This is a genomic window from Streptomyces sp. M92 (assembly GCF_028473745.1).
GTDB lineage: Bacteria > Actinomycetota > Actinomycetes > Streptomycetales > Streptomycetaceae > Streptomyces.
The window spans coordinates 6,387,345-6,403,497 of the sequence record NZ_CP101137.1 but is presented as its reverse complement, the minus strand read 5'-3'; the positions used below and the strand labels follow the sequence as shown (position 1 = coordinate 6,403,497).

The following is a 16,153-nucleotide window of genomic DNA, read 5'->3' as shown; positions in this document are numbered from 1 at the left end:
GATGATGTCCTCGCTCACCCTCGCCGTTCCGCCTGCTCAGGCGGCCGACATCCTGCTGTCGCAGGGCAAGCCCACCACCGCCTCCTCGCAGGAGGGCGACGCGTACGCCCCCTCGGCGGCCGTCGACGGCAATCTCACCGGGACCCGCTGGGCCAGCCAGTGGAGCGACCCGCAATGGTTCCAGGTGGACCTCGGGCAGCGGGCCGACCTCAGCCGGGTCGTGCTGACCTGGGAGGGCGCGTACGGCAAGAGCTACCAGATCCAGGCGTCCGACAACGGCACGGACTGGCGGACCCTGAATACCGTGACCGGCGCAGACGGCGGCACGGACGAGGTCACCGTCTCCGGCTCCGGCCGCTACGTCCGCATGCTGGGCACCGAGCGTTCCGGCGGCTACGGCTACTCCCTGTGGGAGTTCCAGGTGTACGGGACCACGGACGGCACACCTCCGGTCGGAGGAGGAGCGGTCGAGGTCACCGGCTCCCAGGGCAACTGGCAACTGGCCGTCGGCGGCCAGCCGTACACCGTCAAGGGCCTGACCTGGGGCCCCGCCATCGCGGACGCCCCGAAGTACATGCCCGACGTGAAGTCCATGGGCGTCAACACGGTCCGCACCTGGGGCACCGACGGCGGCACCAAGCCGCTGCTGGACTCCGCGGCGGCCAACGGCATCCGGGTGATCAACGGCTTCTGGCTCCAGCCGGGCGGCGGTCCGGGCAGCGGTGGCTGCGTGAACTACGTGACCGACACGACGTACAAGAACGACATGCTGACCGAGTTCGCCAAGTGGGTGGAGACCTACAAGTCGCACCCGGCCACGCTGATGTGGAACGTCGGCAACGAGTCGGTGCTCGGCCTGCAGAACTGCTACAGCGGCACTGAGCTCGAGAACCAGCGAAACGCCTACACCTCCTTCGTCAACGACGTCGCCAAGAAGATCCACAGCATCGACCCCGACCACCCCGTCACCTCCACCGACGCCTGGACGGGAGCCTGGCCGTACTACAAGCGCAACGCGCCCGACCTCGACCTGTACTCGATGAACTCCTACGGCGACATCTGCAACGTCCAGGAGGACTGGGAGGAGGGCGGCTACACCAAGCCATACATCATCACCGAGGGCGGGCCGGCCGGTGAGTGGGAGGTTCCGGACGACGCCAACGGCGTCCCCGACGAGCCGACCGACGTGCAGAAGGCGGACGGCTACACCCAGGCGTGGAACTGCGTCACCGGCCACCGGGGCGTCGCGCTCGGCGCCACCCTGTTCCACTACGGCGTCGAGCACGACTTCGGCGGCATCTGGTTCAACCTCCTGCCCGACGGACTGAAGAGACTCTCGTACTACTCCGTCAAGAGGGCCTACACCGGGTCGACGAGCGGCGACAACACGCCCCCGGTCATCTCGGACATGGCCGTCAGCGCCGCCTCCTCGGCCCCTGCGGGCAGTGAGTTCAGCGTGCGTGCCGACGTGCGCGATCCCGACGGCGACCCGATCACGTACAAGATCTTCCTCAGCGGCAACTACGCGAACGGCGACAAACGCCTGGTCGAGGCCGAGTGGCGGGCCACCGGCAACGGCACCTTCGCCGTCACCGCGCCCGAGAAGCTGGGCGTGTGGAAGGTGTACATCCAGGCCGAGGACGGCCGCGGCAACGCCGGCATCGAGACCAAGTCGGTCAAGGTCGTCGCCCCGCCGGTCACCGGTACCAACGTGGCGTTGAACAAGCCGACCACCGCCTCCTCGTTCCAGCAGTCGTACGGCGACTGCCCCTGCGAGCCCACCAAGGCGACGGACGGCAGGGCCGACACCCGCTGGGCCAGTGACTGGAGCGACCCGCAGTGGATCAGCGTCGACCTCGGCGCCCCCACACCCGTCCGCAAGCTCCAGCTCGTATGGGACCCCGCCTACGCCAAGTCCTACGACGTACAGGTCTCCGACAACGGCACCACCTGGCGCACGGTCCACACCACCACCGCGGGCAACGGCGACATCGACACCATCGACGTCGCGGAGACCGCACGGCACGTACGACTGCACCTGACGGCCCGCGGGACGGGCTGGGGCTACTCGCTCCACGAGTTCGGCATCTACAGCTGACGCACCACCCCATACCCCCGGCAGGGGGCAGCGCTCAGCCCCCTGCCGGGTCACTACTCCCCATGGGCTGGAGGCCCTCCATGAGATGGCGCTCGAAAAGACTCCCCGCGCTCCTTCTCGGCAGCGCACTGATCGCAAGCGTGCTCGGCATCGGTACCGTCGCCACGGCGGCCGATGCGGAGAATTCCACCCCGGCCGGCAGCGACACCGGGCACACGACGGCGGTGTCGACCCAGGCGTCCGGTGACGACCCCGACGGGGACGGCTACATACCTGCCGTCCCTCCGGTCACCGGCGTCACACCGTCCACGCACACTCCGCCGCCGCGCTACCACAAGGAGTTCCAGGCCAACTGCGCGGTCACGCACACCGCGCCGGACGACCCGATCGTGTACCCGGGGCAGCCGGGCAAGTCCCACGACCACACCTTCATGGGCAACACGTCGACGCACGCAGGCAGCACCACGGACAGCCTCTACGGTGGCAACACCGCGTGTCTCGCGCCGGCCGACGCCTCCGCGTACTGGATGCCGTCCCTGTACAAGGGCGACCGTAAGATCCTTCCCGTCGGCCCGCAGGTCATCTACTACAAGGCCGGTGTCACCGACTACACCAGCGTGCGTCCCTTCCCCAGGGGACTGCGGTTCGTCGTCGGCGACCCCATGCAGAGCGCCGAGGAGTTCCGCGGCCACAAGGGCTTCGTCGAGGGCTGGGAGTGCGGTGACAGCTTCTTCAACACCGACATCCCGGCGAGCTGCCCGGAGCGGCGCGACGTCCAGCTCAACCTGCGCATGCAGGCGCCGAGTTGCTGGGACGGCAAATACCTCGACACGCCCGACCACAAGAGCCACATGGCCTATCCGGTCGTCAAGCCGGGCACGAACGACAACATGTGTCCGGCGTCCCACCCGGTCGCCGTGCCGATGATCGAGTTCAAGATGGCCTGGCCGGTCAACGGCGACATGAGCGACGTGCGGCTGGCCAGTGGTCGCGGCTACTCCTTCCACTACGACTTCTTCAACGCCTGGGAGGAGCGGACCCTCGAGGCGCTGGTCGACGGTTGCATCGTGGGCGGCTTCCAGTGTGACGCGCGCGGCTACGACCTGTACCACCCGGAGCGGGACGCGGTCCTGAACGCGGACTACCGACTGCCCTGACCGGCCGGAGTACCCGGGCCCGGCCACTCCCGCACATGCGGGAGCGGCCGGGTCTCCGCCCTGCTCGGCGGCCCCCGGCAGGGCCTTGACCGAGCAGTCGTGAAAGAAGGACGGGACATTGGACGACAGGATGTTCGACCGGCATATCGGCAAGCTGACCCTGGAGCAGAAGGTACGTCTGCTCACCGGTGCCACGACGTGGCGCGCGGCGGGGGAGGGTGGCATCGCACTGCGGGAGATCGTGATGTCCGACGGGCCGGCCGGCGTCCGCGGGGAGGCGTGGGACGAGCGACGTCCCTCCGCGCTGCTGCCCTCCGCCTCGGCCCTGGGAGCCTTGTGGGACGAGGCACTGGTGGAGGAACTCGGTGGGCTGCTGGCCGCGGAGGCTGTCCGCAAGGGCGTCGACGTGGTGCTGGCTCCGACGCTCAACCTCCACCGGACTCCGCTCGGCGGCCGGCACTTCGAGTGCTTCTCCGAGGATCCGGAACTGACCGGCCGTAACGGGGCCGCGCTGATTCGTGGCGTCCAGGCCCACGGTGTGGCGGCCACGGCCAAGCACTATGTCGCGAACGACTCCGAGACCGACCGGCTGACCGTCGACGTCCGGGCGTCCGAGCGCACTCTGCGCGAGGTGTACCTCGCCCCCTTCGAGGCGGCCGTCGAGGCGGGCGTATGGCTCGTCATGGCGGGCTACAACTCCGTCAACGGCGTGACGATGACGTCCCACCCCCTTCTCGACGAGCCCCTCAAGGGGGAGTGGGGGTTCGACGGAGTCGTCGTGTCCGACTGGGGCGCGGTGCGGTTCACCGAGGGGCCGGCCCGCGCCGCCCTCGACCTGGCGATGCCGGGGCCGCAGAGCCCCTGGGGAGCGGCGCTGGTCCAGGCGGTCAAGGAGGGACGGGTTCCGGAGAAGGCCGTCGACGACAAGGTACGTCGACTGCTCCGGCTCGCCGACCGGGTGGGCGCCTTCGCACCCCGTCGTCGGCGTCACCTGCCGGTGCGGGGCTCCCTGGACACCCGGGCGCTGCTGCGCAGGGCCGCCGCGGCCGGTTCCGTCCTCCTCTGCAACCAGGGGCTGCTTCCCCTCGGTCCGACGGAGCTTTCCACCGTCGCGGTCATCGGCGCGCACGCCGCGTCGCCCCGCACGCAGGGCGGCGGCAGCGCCGGCGTCTTCCCGTCTGCGGTGGTGACCCCCTTGGCCGGTGTCCGGGCCCGGCTGAGAGGCCGCGCCCGGGTGGTGCACGCTCCCGGTCCGACGCCAGGCGCCGCTGCCGCCCCGCTCGGCACCGACCGGTGCGACGACCCGAGGTCGGGCGCCCCCGGGGTGCTGCTGCGCGTTCTGGACGAGTCGGGGAGAGAACTGCTCGCCGAGCATCGCCTCTCGGGCCGCCAGCTGGAGCCGGATCTGCCTCCCGGAGCCCACACGGTGGAGATCAGCGCCCTGCTGCGGCCGCAGCGGACGGGGGAGTGGACGGTCGGCGTCGGTGGTTTCGGCCGGATGACGCTGACCGTCGACGGAGACACGATCCTGGACGGCGTGTTCCCCCGCGAGACCGACGACCCGGCGGTCGTCCACGTCAACCCACCCGTCCAGCAGGCACGGACGGAGCTGACCTCGAAGCGGCGGCCGGTCCACCTCGTGGCGCGGCGCGAGCTGGTCCCCGGCTGCGGGCGAGCCACCGTCGTCACCGCGGCGCCGCCGGAGCCCGCCCCGGAGAGCGCGGTGGCGGCCGCGGTGGAGGCGGCCCGCGAGGCGGATGCCGCGATCGTGGTCGTCGGCACCACCGAGCAGGACGAGACAGAGGGGCGCGACCGGGGCGACCTGTCGCTCGGCGGGTGCCAGGACGACCTCGTGCGGGCGGTGGCCGCGGTCAATCCGCGCACGGTCGTGGTCGTCAACAGCGGCGGCCCGGTGGAAATGCCGTGGCGCAACGACGTGGGCGCGGTACTGCTCATGTGGTTCCCAGGGCAGGAGGCCGGCGCGGGGCTTGCCGACGTGCTCTTCGGACTGCAGGAGCCCGGCGGCCGGCTTCCCACGACGTGGGGTACCTCTCTCGCGGACACGCCGGTGACGCGTACGCGACCGGCGGAGGGTCGTCTCGACTACGCCGAGGGTCTGCACGTCGGCCATCGGGCCTGGCTGCGGGCCGGACGCGCACCGGCCTTCTGGTTCGGCCACGGACTCGGGTACACCACCTGGGGGTACGAGGCCGTCGACGCGCCGGCAAGGGTCACGGCGGGCGAAGCTTTCACCGTGCGGGTCCGTCTGCGCAACACCGGGGCCCGCGCGGGGCGGGAGGTCGTTCAGGTGTACGTGGCGCGGCCTGGGTCTGCCGTGGAGCGGCCCGTACGCTGGTTCGCTGGCTACGCGGCGGTCCGGGCGGAGGCGGGCCGGACGGTGACCGCCGAGGTGGAGGTGGCGCCCCGTGCACTGCGCCACTGGTCGGAGGAGGAGTGCGCCTGGTCCACGGAGCCCGGTCCCTACCGGCTCATGGTGGGCAGGTCGGCGGGGGACCTGCGGTGGGAAGGAGAGGTGACGGTGGAGCGACGGGCGTGCACCGGCTGAGCTCCCTCACTGCGCCCCCCGTCCCCGCAGGCTGGTCTGCCAGACGGGACTCTGTTGTTCCGGACCGGTCTCGGGGCGGCGGCCACCACGGGCGAAGAAGTCGGCGAGCGGCAGGATCGCGGCTCCGACGGTGACGGCGTCCGGGCCGAGCGTGCCGAGGTCGATCTCGACGTGCGCGGCCGGGTACTTCAGCGAGTACGAAGCGGCGTACGTCCGCACCGTGTCGAGGAAGCGCCGGCCGAGCTGGAGCCCCGCCCAGCCGCCCACGAGGATCCGTTCGGGCTGGAAGAGGTTGATCAGGTCGGAGAAGCCCGCGCCGAGGTACTCGGCGGTCTCCTCCAGGACGGCCAGCGCGGTCGCGTCGGCCCTCGGAGTCACTCCCTCGGCGTCGGGGACGGGGTACGCGCCGGCGAGCATCGCGGTCAGCGCCGTTTCCTCGTCCGCGCCGGTCGGTGGCCGCCCGCCCGCCTCCACCCACCGGTCCAGGAGCGCTTCGGACCCGGCGTACGCCTCCAGGCAGCCCTTCGCGCCGCAGCGGCACTGACGGCCCCGTACCCGTACGGTCAGATGCCCCCACTCCAGGGCCATGCCGGACCGCATGTCGTCGGTGACGACGCAGGCGCCGACACCGGAGCCGAAGAGGACCACCACGGCGTTCTGCGCGCCGCGCCCGGCGCCGAACCACATCTCCGCCTGGCCGAGCGTCTTGGCACCGTTGTCGATGTAGTACGGCACGGTCTCGGGCAGCAGCCGGGACTCGCGCAGCAGCCGCTCCAACGGGACGGCGTCCCAGCCGATGGTCTGCCCGTGCACCACGGCGCCCTGCTCCGCGCCCCCCGCGACGATTCCCGGCACGCCGATGCCGACGCCCAGCAACCGCTCCGCCGGGATACCGGCCTGGCTCAGCACCTCGGGAATGCCTTCGCGGAGATGACCGACCACCACACCGACGTCGTAACGGTCCACGCGGCGCGGACTCTCGGAAGTCAACAGCCGTTCCACCCGGGCGAGTTCGGCGAGAGCCAGATCGAAGAGCTCGATCCGCACCCGCGTCTCCCCGACGTCCACGCCGATCAAGTAGCCGCTGTTCGCGCTGATGCGCAGGAGCGTACGGGGACGACCGCCGGCCGAGTCCACGCTGCCGGCCTCCTCGACCAGGCCCTCGGCGACCAGTTCGGACACCACGTTGCTCACGGAGCCCGAACTCAACCCGGTGACGGGGCCGAGCGAGAAACGGCTCAGAGGCCCGTCGAAATACAACCGTTGCAATACCGCGGTGCGGTTCTCCCGCCGCAGGTCACGCACCGTCCGGCCGCTGCGCATCTTCACTGTGCCACCTCGTCTCCGACGTCCTGCGTGCAACTTACATGGGTTCGAGACCTTGACGCGACCTTCACTTGAGGTTTAACTCACAGCGTGAATTAAGCGGCGGGATGCTTCAGGGATCGAACGCGGGACGCCACTCGTGTCGCACCCTCCCCGCAGGCGAAGTCCGTTCACCTCCCCCGAAGGGCCACCTGAAGTCATGCGCAGAATCAGAGCAGCAGCCGTCGGCGCCGTCACCCTCTCACTAGTTCTCACCGCGGCCGCCTGCGGCGGGGGCACTTCCGGCTCGGAGGGCTCCAACGAGCAGCCGAGGACGCTCACCTACTGGGCCACGAACCAGGGGGCCAACCTGGAGGTGGACAAGAAGGTCCTCCAGCCCGAACTCGACAAGTTCGAGAAGCAGACCGGCATCAAGGTGAAGCTGGAGGTCGTGCCCTGGTCCGACCTGCTGAACCGGATCCTCACCGCCACTACGTCGGGCCAGGGCCCGGACGTCCTCAACATCGGCAACACCTGGAGCGCCTCCCTCCAGGCCAGCGGCGCCCTGCTGTCCTGGGACGCGAAGAACTTCGAGGCGATCGGCGGCAAGGACCGATTCATCGAGTCCGCCCTCGGCTCCACCGGCACCCAGGGTCAGGACCCGGCCGCCGTACCGCTGTACTCCATGGCCTACGCGCTCTACTACAACAAGAAGCTCTTCGCCGAGGCCGGGATAGCGAAGCCGCCGGCCACCTGGGACGAGCTGGTCGCCGCCGGCAAGAAGCTCACCGCCAAGGGCCACAACGGCCTCGGCGCCGAGGGCTCCAACCTCTCCAACAACATCCACCAGGTCTTCGTCCTCGGCAAGCAGCACGGCGCCGACTTCTTCACCTCCGACGGCAAGCCGGACTTCACCTCCGACGGCGCGGTCGCCGCGGTGAAGCAGTACGTCGACCTGATGGCCAAGGACAAAATCGTCGCGCCGGGCAACGCCGAGTACGCGCAGAACCAGTCCCTGAGCGACTTCGCCAAGGACAAGACGGGCATGGTGCTGTGGCAGACCGCGTCCGCCACCTTCAAGACCCACGGCATGAACGACGACGAATGGGGAGTGGCCCCCGCCCCGGTGCAGTCCGGTGAACCCGGTCAGGGCGAGGCCACCAACTCCATGGTCGGCGGCATCAACATGGCCGTTTTCAAGAACACCAAGAACATCGACGGCGCCAAGAAGTTCGTGAAGTTCATGACCAGCGACGAAGAGCAGGTCATCCTCAACAAGGCCTACGGCTCCATCCCGCCGGTCAAGACCGCCCAACAGGACCCGGCCTTCAACACCCCCTCACTCGCCGTCCTGCGCGAAACCCTCACCAACAGCGCCACCGCACTTCCGCAGGTCCCCGAGGAGTCCCAGTTCGAGACCCTCGTCGGCACCGCGGTCAAGGAGCTCTTCGCCGACGCCGCCGCGGGGCGGCCGGTGACCACCGAGTCCGTGCGGGCGGGGCTCGAGAAGGCCCAGCAGCAGATGCCCACGAAGTGAGTACGGACACCACCATGACCACCACCGCTGCCCTGGAAACAGGCGAGCGGACGGCACGCAAGAGCGACCCCGGGGCCCCGCGCAGGCGGCGCTCCGGGCGGCTGCGCCGCATCGGACTGCCGTATCTGCTGCTGCTCCCCGCACTGATCCTCGAACTCCTGGTCCACCTGGTGCCGATGGTGATCGGCATCGTCGTCAGCTTCAAGGAGCTGACCCAGTTCTACATCCGCGACTGGAACACGGCGCCCTGGGCCGGTCTCGACAACTACTCCCTCGCCGTCGACTTCAACGCCCCCGTGGGCGAGGCGCTGCTCAGCTCCTTCCTCACCACCTGCCTTTTCACCGTGCTCTCCGTCGGCCTGTGCTGGCTGCTCGGGGTGGCCGCGGCCGTCTTCATGCAGGAGTCGTTCCGCGGCCGTGGCTTCCTGCGCACGCTCTTCCTCGTCCCGTACGCGCTGCCCGTCTACGCCGCCGTCATCACCTGGGCGTTCATGTTCCAGCGCGACAACGGCCTGGTGAACCACGTCGTGCACGACCAGCTGGGCCTCACCGACAGCGCGCCGTTCTGGCTGATCGGTGACAACAGCTTCTTCGCCCTGCTCGTCGTCTCGGTGTGGAAGGGCTGGCCTTTCGCCTTCCTGATCGTCATGGCCGGGCTGCAGAACATTCCCCGGGAGATCTACGAAGCCGCCGCTCTCGACGGTGCCGGAACCTGGCAGCAGGTCCGCCGCATCACCCTGCCGGCGCTGGGCCCGGTGAACCAGGTCCTCGTCCTGGTGCTGTTCTTGTGGACGTTCAACGACTTCAACACGCCGTTCGTCCTCTTCGGCGAGGCGGCGCCCGAGGCAGCTGACCTCATCTCCCTGCACATCTACCAGTCCTCGTTCCAGACCTGGAACTTCGGCACCGGATCCGCCATGTCGGTCCTCCTGCTGCTGTTCCTGCTCGTGGTGACGGGCGCCTACCTCTGGTTCACGTCCCGAGGAAGGAAGGCCACCGATGCCTAGCCAGTCCCGGCGGCAGGTCCGTTCCCCGATGGCTGCCCCGCAGTCCTTCCTGTGGAGCCGACGAATCTTCCTGACCCTCCTCGCCGGCTTCGTACTGCTGCCGGTGTACGTCATGATCTCGAGCTCGCTCAAGCCGCTCCAGGACGTGTCCGGCAAGTTCCAGTGGATCCCTTCGGGCCTGACCGTCCGCCCGTACTTCGACATCTGGGACACGGTCCCGCTGGCCGACTACTTCATGAACTCGCTGATCGTGGCCGGCGCGGCGACCGTCTGCTCCGTCACCATCGCCGTGTTCGCCGCCTACGCGGTCAGCCGCTATTCCTTCCGCGGCAAGCGCCTCTTCACGGTGACGGTGCTGTCGACGCAGATGTTCCCCGGGATCCTGTTCCTGCTGCCGCTGTTCCTCATCTACGTCAACATCGGCAATGCCACCGGTATCGCGCTCTTCGGCTCCCGCGGCGGCCTGATCCTCACTTATCTCACCTTCTCGCTGCCCTTCTCCATCTGGATGCTGATCGGCTACTTCGACTCGGTGCCCAGGGACCTCGACGAGGCCGCCAAGGTGGACGGCTGCGGGCCGCTCGGCGCCCTCTTCAGGGTCATCGTGCCCGCTGCGATCCCCGGCATCGTCGCCGTCGCCGTCTACGCCTTCATGACCGCCTGGGGAGAGGTCCTCTTCGCCTCCGTCATGACCAACGACACCACCCGCACCCTCGCCGTCGGCCTTCAGGGCTACTCCACCCAGAACGACGTGTACTGGAACCAGATCATGGCCGCCTCACTCGTCGTCAGCCTGCCCGTCGTCGCCGGCTTCCTGCTGCTCCAGCGTTACCTCGTCGCCGGACTGACCGCCGGTGCCGTCAAGTAGCGGCCCGTGTCCTCTTCCCTCACTCACTTCTCCGATCACCCCAGAGAGGCACCCTCTGTGTCCGATTCGATAGACCTCGCCGCCTTTCCCTCCGACTTTGTGTGGGGCACGGCCACATCCGCCTACCAGATCGAGGGCGCCGTCACCGAGGACGGCCGGGCACCGTCGATCTGGGACACCTTCTCCCACACCCCGGGCAGGATCGACAACGACGACCACGGCGACGTGGCCTGCGACCACTACCACCGGTGGCCCGAGGACATCGCCCTCATGAAGGAACTGGGGACCGACGCCTACCGCATGTCCGTCGCCTGGCCCCGTGTGATGCCCGCCGGTGACGGGCCGGTCAACGCGGTCGGCCTCGACTTCTACGACCGTCTCGTCGACGCCCTCCTCGACGCCGGCATCACCCCCAACATCACCCTCTACCACTGGGACCTCCCGCAGGCCCTCCAGGACCGCGGCGGCTGGATCGTACGCGACACCGCCGAACACCTCGCCGCCTACGCCTCCGCCGTCGCCGGACGGCTGGGCGACCGCGTCACCCGGTGGGCCACCCTGAACGAGCCCCTGTGCTCCGGGTGGATCGGCCACCTGGAAGGCAGGATGGCTCCCGGCCTGACCGACCTCACCGCCGCCGTGCACGCCTCGTACCACCTGCTCCTCGGCCACGGACTGACCGCGCAGGCGATCCGCGCGGCGGCCCCGGGCGCCCAGGTCGGCCTTGTCACCAACCACTCGACCGTGCAGGCCACGTCGACCCGCCCGGAGGATCTCGCGGCGGCCACCCGTATGGACGGCCACACCAACCGCTGGTGGCTCGACCCGGTCTACGGCCGCGGCTTCCCCGCCGACATGCGCGAGCTGTACGGCGTCGAACTGCCGGAACGACCGGGCGACCTGGACACGATCGCCGCGCCGCTCGACTGGCACGGCCTCAACTACTACTTCCCGGTCACGGTCGCCGACGACCCGGCCGGCCCGGTCCCGTACGCCCGCGAGGTCCGCCTGCCCGGCGTGCCCCGCACCGGCATGGACTGGCAGATCGACGCGGAAAGCCTGGAGGCGTTCCTGATGCGGCTGACCGACGACTACGGCGTCCGCCGGCTGTACGTCACCGAGAACGGATCCGCCTTCCCCGACACCGTCGGCCCCGACGGAACCGTCGACGACACGGAACGGGCGAGCTACCTGGAGCAGCACGTCAGTGCCTGTGCCCGCGCCGTGCGCAAGGGCGCGCCGCTCGCCGGCTACTACGCCTGGTCCCTGCTCGACAACTTCGAGTGGGCCTACGGCTACGACAAGCGCTTCGGCATCGTCCACGTCGACTACGCGACTCAGGCGCGCACCATCAAGTCGAGCGGTCGCCGGTACGCGGACATCATCCGCGCCCACAGGCAGACCCGGGCCTGACCCGAGGCCCGAACAACGAGGAGGCTCCTGCCGGTGGACACACGGGCGTCGGTGACACGGCGGTCCCCCTCGGGATTCATTCGACGGGACCGCTACGCAAAGCCGTGAGATGGAGAAGCCACGCCGGAGCACTCCGGCGCGGCTTTTCGTGAGATCGAACGCGCTGGTGGGCGAGGCAGTCGAAGCCGCGTGCGGTCCGCGTGGATGTAACTCCTCCGGGATGCCGGATCTGCGACTGGACCTGCCGACTCATCCGCGTGACGGCCATCCGACCGTCACGGCGCGCCCCAGTGGGCCTCTTGGCCTACGCCGTCTTGACGGGGGCCTGCAGATATGACACGTGGGCCCCTCCGGTGTGGATGATGTGCTGTCCCTTGTCGGCAGGGACGTACTCGCGGTTGCCGGGCATCATCGTGCCCAGGAGCGAGCGGCCTCTGATGACGAGGGGAGCTGCTCGCCCGGGTGGAAGGTGAGCCCGATGGGGAGCAGGTCCGTCTCGACGTCGACGACTTCGCCGGGGGAGAGCTTCTCGACCCGGTCGAAGGTGTGGCAGGGATCTCCTCGGTCGACAGCTTCTCGTCGAGGTGGCGCATGGAGACGCGCCGGCGTCCGTCGGAGCCCTCGTAGCGAAGGATCGAGGCGCTTCGTTCGGTGACGTCCTGGATCAGCGCGCCCTGGTTGGGGACGGTGAATTGCTGCAGCGGCGTGCCGTACGCGTCGAGCTTCTGGACGAGGATGAACAGGTCCATGTCGTCGGAGCCCTTCGCCTCCACCCACAGGTGTGCCTTCGGGTGTCCGACGAGCTTGGCCCCCTGGTCGAAGCGCGTCACGAGCGTCCCTGGCGCTCCGCCTTCCGGCGGCCGCCTGCCGCTCAGGGGTCGACCGGCTCCGGCGCATTCGTCTCTCGGGCCGCGACGAGAGGTGATGCCGCCTCAGATGGTCGGGGTGTCGTCAACGATGGGCTTGTGAATCTCAACGACCGGCTTCCACCCCGCGGAGAACTCGATGAAGTCCGCACGGGTGGGGTAGGTGTCGATCACGCGACGGTCACGCTTGGGGTTGTCGCTCGCCTTGCGCCCCCGGGGAACCTGCTCCTCGAAGATGTCGACCTTCACGTCGGGAACCTCCTTGAGGCCCTGGCGCCAGATCTGAACGACGTCGGCGCCGAACGCCTGCCGGGCCGCAGCGTAAAGGGCCGTGAGGGACCCCTTGTCCCCGCCGGGGACGAAAAGTGCCAGGTCCAGCACGACACCGGCGGACTGGAGGACCTCGATGGTCACCGAGCCGTTCTCGTCGGCCAGGTAGATTCCGGCTTCATTCTCGTCGTCGGGAAGGCAGGAGACCTCTTCCCGGAACACGGTCCTCGCCGTGATCGAGCCGCCCTCGAAACCCTCACCGGGCTTGGTCAGAAAAGCAGGGACATAGCAGTCGGGAAGTTTGAGTTCCGCCGTGTCGGCGGAAACGAATATCCTGTCCTTCACGCCGAGTTTCGTCACCTCTTCCAGCGAGAGGCGGCGAGCGGCGATCTTCTCCGTGTTCACGATTTCCCTTTCAGGTCGCGCTGTCCCTTCGAGTAAGGACGCTACCACGAAACCCTGAGGTCAACTGCCCAGTAATCTATGGGTAGATGACCTCCGGTGACCTGTGGGGGAGGATATTGAAGCGAGTGCCGCTCGGTCGGGAACGTGTATCCGCCAGGTAGTATCCCTCGTCGAGGTGTTGAAGATCAACTGGCGATTGCATTTCGGTGCGTTGGGTGGCGCGGAGGAAGCAGAAGAGAGTTTGCGGTAGATGTCGCCCATATCCCTTTCGGGGAGTTGGCGGCGAGGTAAGACGGTCCATTCTCCGTGCATCTCTCGCCGGGCGTCTTCGCCGGCTTCCCGAGGGTGGCACGGGCCTTGTCCTCGTCGACCCGCAGGGCCGGGCTCGATGTTGCCGCCCGAGCGGAACAGCCCGCCGATCACACTGACGGTTCGGCGCCGGTGGGCGCCGCCCGGTCCGCCTCCGGTCTCGCCGCCGGTGAACAGCGGCCCGGCGATACAGGTCGCCGATGCCTACGGTCAGCGCGTCGCCCTCCAGGGCGACGGGCGGGCTATCGACCTGAGTGTCGAGCTCAGCGGCACCGGCGTGCTCGGCGCCCGGCTGACGCCCGAGCCTGACGTCAGATCTGGACCCAGATCCGCGACTGGGCCAACTCCCACCACATCGGACGGCTGGCCTTCTGGTCGCTCAACCGCGACCGCCCCAACTGGCAGTTCACCTCCATCACGGCCGGCTTCACCGGCTGATCCGTCCGCGGCAGGGCACGGCGGACACCGCCGTGCCCTGCCGCACGGTGACCCGGCCGCCGCCAGGGACCACCGCACCTTCGACACGCCTGCCCCGGCGGCGCCGGAAACGCCTGAGACGCCGGCCAGCCCGCGCTCGACGGTCCGTGCCGAGAGCCCCGCTTCACCGTCCCCGAGCCGGACGCACAGGGAACCTCCCGTGGAGCGGGCAGTTGGTCGGAAATGGGTAGCGTATTGCCGAGGGCGTCGGGATACTGCCGCGGTGCCCCTGACCGAACTGCCTCAACTGCTGCGGTCTCGTGCCCTGGAGCCCGGAGACCTGCTTGACCATGCACGATGACCAAGTGGACGTGACCACCGAAATCGTTGCGGCCCTGGTCCGGGAACAGTTCCCTCAGTGGGGCGGCAAGGCGATCCAACCCCTGGTGTCGACCGGGACGGTCCACGCCATCTTCCGCGTCGGGATAGACCTCTCCGCACGTTTCCCACTGCGTCTGAACGATGCCGCCGAGACACTGGCGGTTCTGGAACAGGAGGCCCAGGCGAGCGCCGAGCTGGCACAGGTCTCCCGGTTCCCCGTCCCGGAACCGGTCGCCTTGGGAAAGCCTGGAGCGGGTTACCCCATGCCCTGGTCGGTCCAGACGTGGCTGCCGGGAACGATCGCCTCTGATGCCGACCCGGGTGGGTCGGACGCTTTCGCCGAGGACCTTGCGGCCTTCATCGCGTCTCTCCGGGACGCCGAGACGCGGGGACGACTCTTCAGCGGCGAGAATCGGGGCGGCGTTCTCGCTCACCATGACGATTGGATGGCGAAGTGCTTCGAGGAGAGTGAGGGACTGCTGGACGTGCCCCGGCTGCGCCGGGTGTGGAGCCGCTTTCGGGAGTTGCCACGCACGGGTGCCGACGTGATGAGCCATGGTGACTGGATCCCCGGCAATGTACTGGTCACGGGAGACCGGCTGAGCGGCGTACTCGACACCGGCGGCTTCGGCCCGGCCGACCCCGCGTTGGATCTGGTCGGCGCCTGGCACCTGTTGCGGCCAGGCCCGCGGGAAGTGCTCCGGCGGACGCTGGTCTGTGACGATCTGGAGTGGGAGCGCGGCAAGGCATGGGCGTTCGAACAGGCGATGGGTCTTGTCTGGTACTACATCGAGAGCAATCCGGCGATGAGCAGAATGGGGCGCCGGACACTCGACCGCGTTCTGGAGACGACGGAGTGACGTCGCCCAGGCCGTAGGCCCGCTCGCCGCCCCACCGACATCAGCACCGACGGGAACGGATCGGCTCCGGCTCCGGCTCCGGCTCCGGCTCCGGCGACACGATGCCCCACGGCCCCTCGTCGTACTCGAACCGTCGGTGGACGTCGGGCTCAGCCGCACGATCCGTACGGGGCCGTTCCGGGGCGGGCGGCGGGCAGGCGGCGTATGCGTGCGGACGTGGCAGTTGTGACGGCCCTGTGACCCAAGGAGTGGCTGCGATCACAGTGTGTTCGGCCGTGCCTTGGTGAGGTGGCCGGATGCGTAGCGTCCTCCCCGTCCTGCGCGGCTGTCTTCCGCCGCTTGTGGTGCACCTGTTGATAGGTGTCCCCACGTTCCTCACCATCCTCTGCGCGCGCTGGTACGCGGCTCACGGTCACTGCGGGTACGAGGACCTGCGCCGCCGGGACCTGGACGGCTGCACCTACGACCAGATCGAGGCCGGCGGGTTCGTCCTGAGCGCCCTTTTCCTGCTCGGCGCCTTCGTCCTCGTCCTGCTCCTCCTCTACGACCTCCGCCCCCTGCGCACCGGCCGCCCCCTCGGGCCACGCCTGCTGACTTCGCCGGCGGTCCTGGTCCCGTACGCGGGGTACGTGATGGCCGGAGGGTGAGCGCGTCGGAGCTTCTCGGCGTCCGCGAGGTGTTCACGCGGCGAAGA

General features: G+C 69.1%; 11 protein-coding genes and 1 pseudogene. 9 read left to right on the top strand and 3 right to left on the bottom strand.

Features of this window, described 5'->3' with window-relative positions; translation table 11 throughout:
* The first annotated feature begins 1 nt into the window (after nt 1).
* From M6G08_RS29290 to M6G08_RS29280, 3 genes are all read left to right on the top strand, one after another.
* Entirely contained in the window at nt 2-2,098 is a 2,097-nt protein-coding gene (locus M6G08_RS29290) for a discoidin domain-containing protein (protein WP_272591469.1), read from the top strand.
* Nucleotides 2,099-2,178: 80 nt separating this feature from the next.
* The gene (locus M6G08_RS29285; protein ID WP_272590121.1) at nt 2,179-3,255 is read left to right on the top strand and encodes a DUF1996 domain-containing protein; all 1,077 of its coding nucleotides are present in this window, start codon (nt 2,179-2,181) and stop codon (nt 3,253-3,255) included.
* A 130-nt stretch (nt 3,256-3,385) separates the two neighbouring features.
* On the top strand, nt 3,386-5,821 hold the full coding sequence (locus tag M6G08_RS29280; RefSeq protein ID WP_272591468.1) for a glycoside hydrolase family 3 C-terminal domain-containing protein: 2,436 nt from the start codon (nt 3,386-3,388) through the stop codon (nt 5,819-5,821).
* 6 nt (nt 5,822-5,827) lie between these two features.
* On the opposite strand, the gene M6G08_RS29275 is transcribed toward M6G08_RS29280, so the two are convergent.
* A complete protein-coding gene (locus tag M6G08_RS29275) occupies nt 5,828-7,144 on the bottom strand; it encodes an ROK family protein (RefSeq protein ID WP_443049025.1) in 1,317 nt (438 codons plus the stop codon).
* A 202-nt stretch (nt 7,145-7,346) separates the two neighbouring features.
* Here M6G08_RS29275 and M6G08_RS29270 point away from each other — a divergent pair, with 202 nt between their 5' ends.
* From M6G08_RS29270 to M6G08_RS29255, 4 genes are read left to right on the top strand one after another with little or no spacing between them, the layout of a single operon-like run.
* Nucleotides 7,347-8,663 carry an ABC transporter substrate-binding protein gene (locus M6G08_RS29270; RefSeq protein WP_272590119.1) on the top strand — a complete coding sequence of 439 codons (1,317 nt, stop codon included), beginning with the start codon at nt 7,347-7,349 and terminating at the stop codon, nt 8,661-8,663.
* A 14-nt stretch (nt 8,664-8,677) separates the two neighbouring features.
* Nucleotides 8,678-9,670, top strand: a complete 993-nt coding sequence (locus tag M6G08_RS29265) for a carbohydrate ABC transporter permease (RefSeq protein WP_272590118.1) — start codon at nt 8,678-8,680, stop codon at nt 9,668-9,670.
* A gap of 28 nt (nt 9,671-9,698) precedes the next feature.
* Nucleotides 9,699-10,538, top strand: a complete 840-nt coding sequence (locus tag M6G08_RS29260; protein ID WP_272591467.1) for a carbohydrate ABC transporter permease — start codon at nt 9,699-9,701, stop codon at nt 10,536-10,538.
* Between the two features lie 57 nt (nt 10,539-10,595).
* Nucleotides 10,596-11,951, top strand: a complete 1,356-nt coding sequence (locus M6G08_RS29255; protein ID WP_272590117.1) for a GH1 family beta-glucosidase — start codon at nt 10,596-10,598, stop codon at nt 11,949-11,951.
* 408 nt (nt 11,952-12,359) lie between these two features.
* Here the strand turns inward: M6G08_RS29255 and M6G08_RS36155 are convergent.
* Nucleotides 12,360-12,781: pseudogene (locus M6G08_RS36155) on the bottom strand (CocE/NonD family hydrolase C-terminal non-catalytic domain-containing protein).
* A gap of 102 nt (nt 12,782-12,883) precedes the next feature.
* A complete protein-coding gene (locus tag M6G08_RS29250) occupies nt 12,884-13,492 on the bottom strand; it encodes a hypothetical protein (protein ID WP_272590116.1) in 609 nt (202 codons plus the stop codon).
* Between the two features lie 1,076 nt (nt 13,493-14,568).
* Between M6G08_RS29250 and M6G08_RS29245 the strand changes: the two genes are divergently transcribed.
* Together M6G08_RS29245 and M6G08_RS29240 are read left to right on the top strand one after the other, a co-directional pair.
* A complete protein-coding gene (locus M6G08_RS29245; RefSeq protein WP_272591466.1) occupies nt 14,569-15,459 on the top strand; it encodes an aminoglycoside phosphotransferase family protein in 891 nt (296 codons plus the stop codon).
* A gap of 296 nt (nt 15,460-15,755) precedes the next feature.
* Complete coding sequence (locus M6G08_RS29240) at nt 15,756-16,106, top strand: hypothetical protein (RefSeq protein WP_272590115.1); 351 nt, start codon at nt 15,756-15,758, stop codon at nt 16,104-16,106.
* Nucleotides 16,107-16,153 lie beyond the last annotated feature (47 nt).

Excerpts from the sequence above, each read along its gene's own strand:
- M6G08_RS29245 (WP_272591466.1), top strand. The coding sequence starts at position 14,569 with ATGCACGATGACCAAGTGGACGTGACCACCGAAATCGTTGCGGCCCTG.
- M6G08_RS29270 (WP_272590119.1), top strand. The coding sequence starts at position 7,347 with ATGCGCAGAATCAGAGCAGCAGCCGTCGGCGCCGTCACCCTCTCACTA.
- M6G08_RS29285 (WP_272590121.1), top strand. The coding sequence starts at position 2,179 with ATGAGATGGCGCTCGAAAAGACTCCCCGCGCTCCTTCTCGGCAGCGCA.
- M6G08_RS29260 (WP_272591467.1), top strand. The coding sequence starts at position 9,699 with ATGGCTGCCCCGCAGTCCTTCCTGTGGAGCCGACGAATCTTCCTGACC.
- M6G08_RS29290 (WP_272591469.1), top strand. The coding sequence starts at position 2 with ATGATGTCCTCGCTCACCCTCGCCGTTCCGCCTGCTCAGGCGGCCGAC.
- M6G08_RS29275 (WP_443049025.1), bottom strand. The coding sequence starts at position 7,144 with ATGCGCAGCGGCCGGACGGTGCGTGACCTGCGGCGGGAGAACCGCACC.
- M6G08_RS29280 (WP_272591468.1), top strand. The coding sequence starts at position 3,386 with ATGTTCGACCGGCATATCGGCAAGCTGACCCTGGAGCAGAAGGTACGT.
- M6G08_RS29240 (WP_272590115.1), top strand. The coding sequence starts at position 15,756 with ATGCGTAGCGTCCTCCCCGTCCTGCGCGGCTGTCTTCCGCCGCTTGTG.
- M6G08_RS29265 (WP_272590118.1), top strand. The coding sequence starts at position 8,678 with ATGACCACCACCGCTGCCCTGGAAACAGGCGAGCGGACGGCACGCAAG.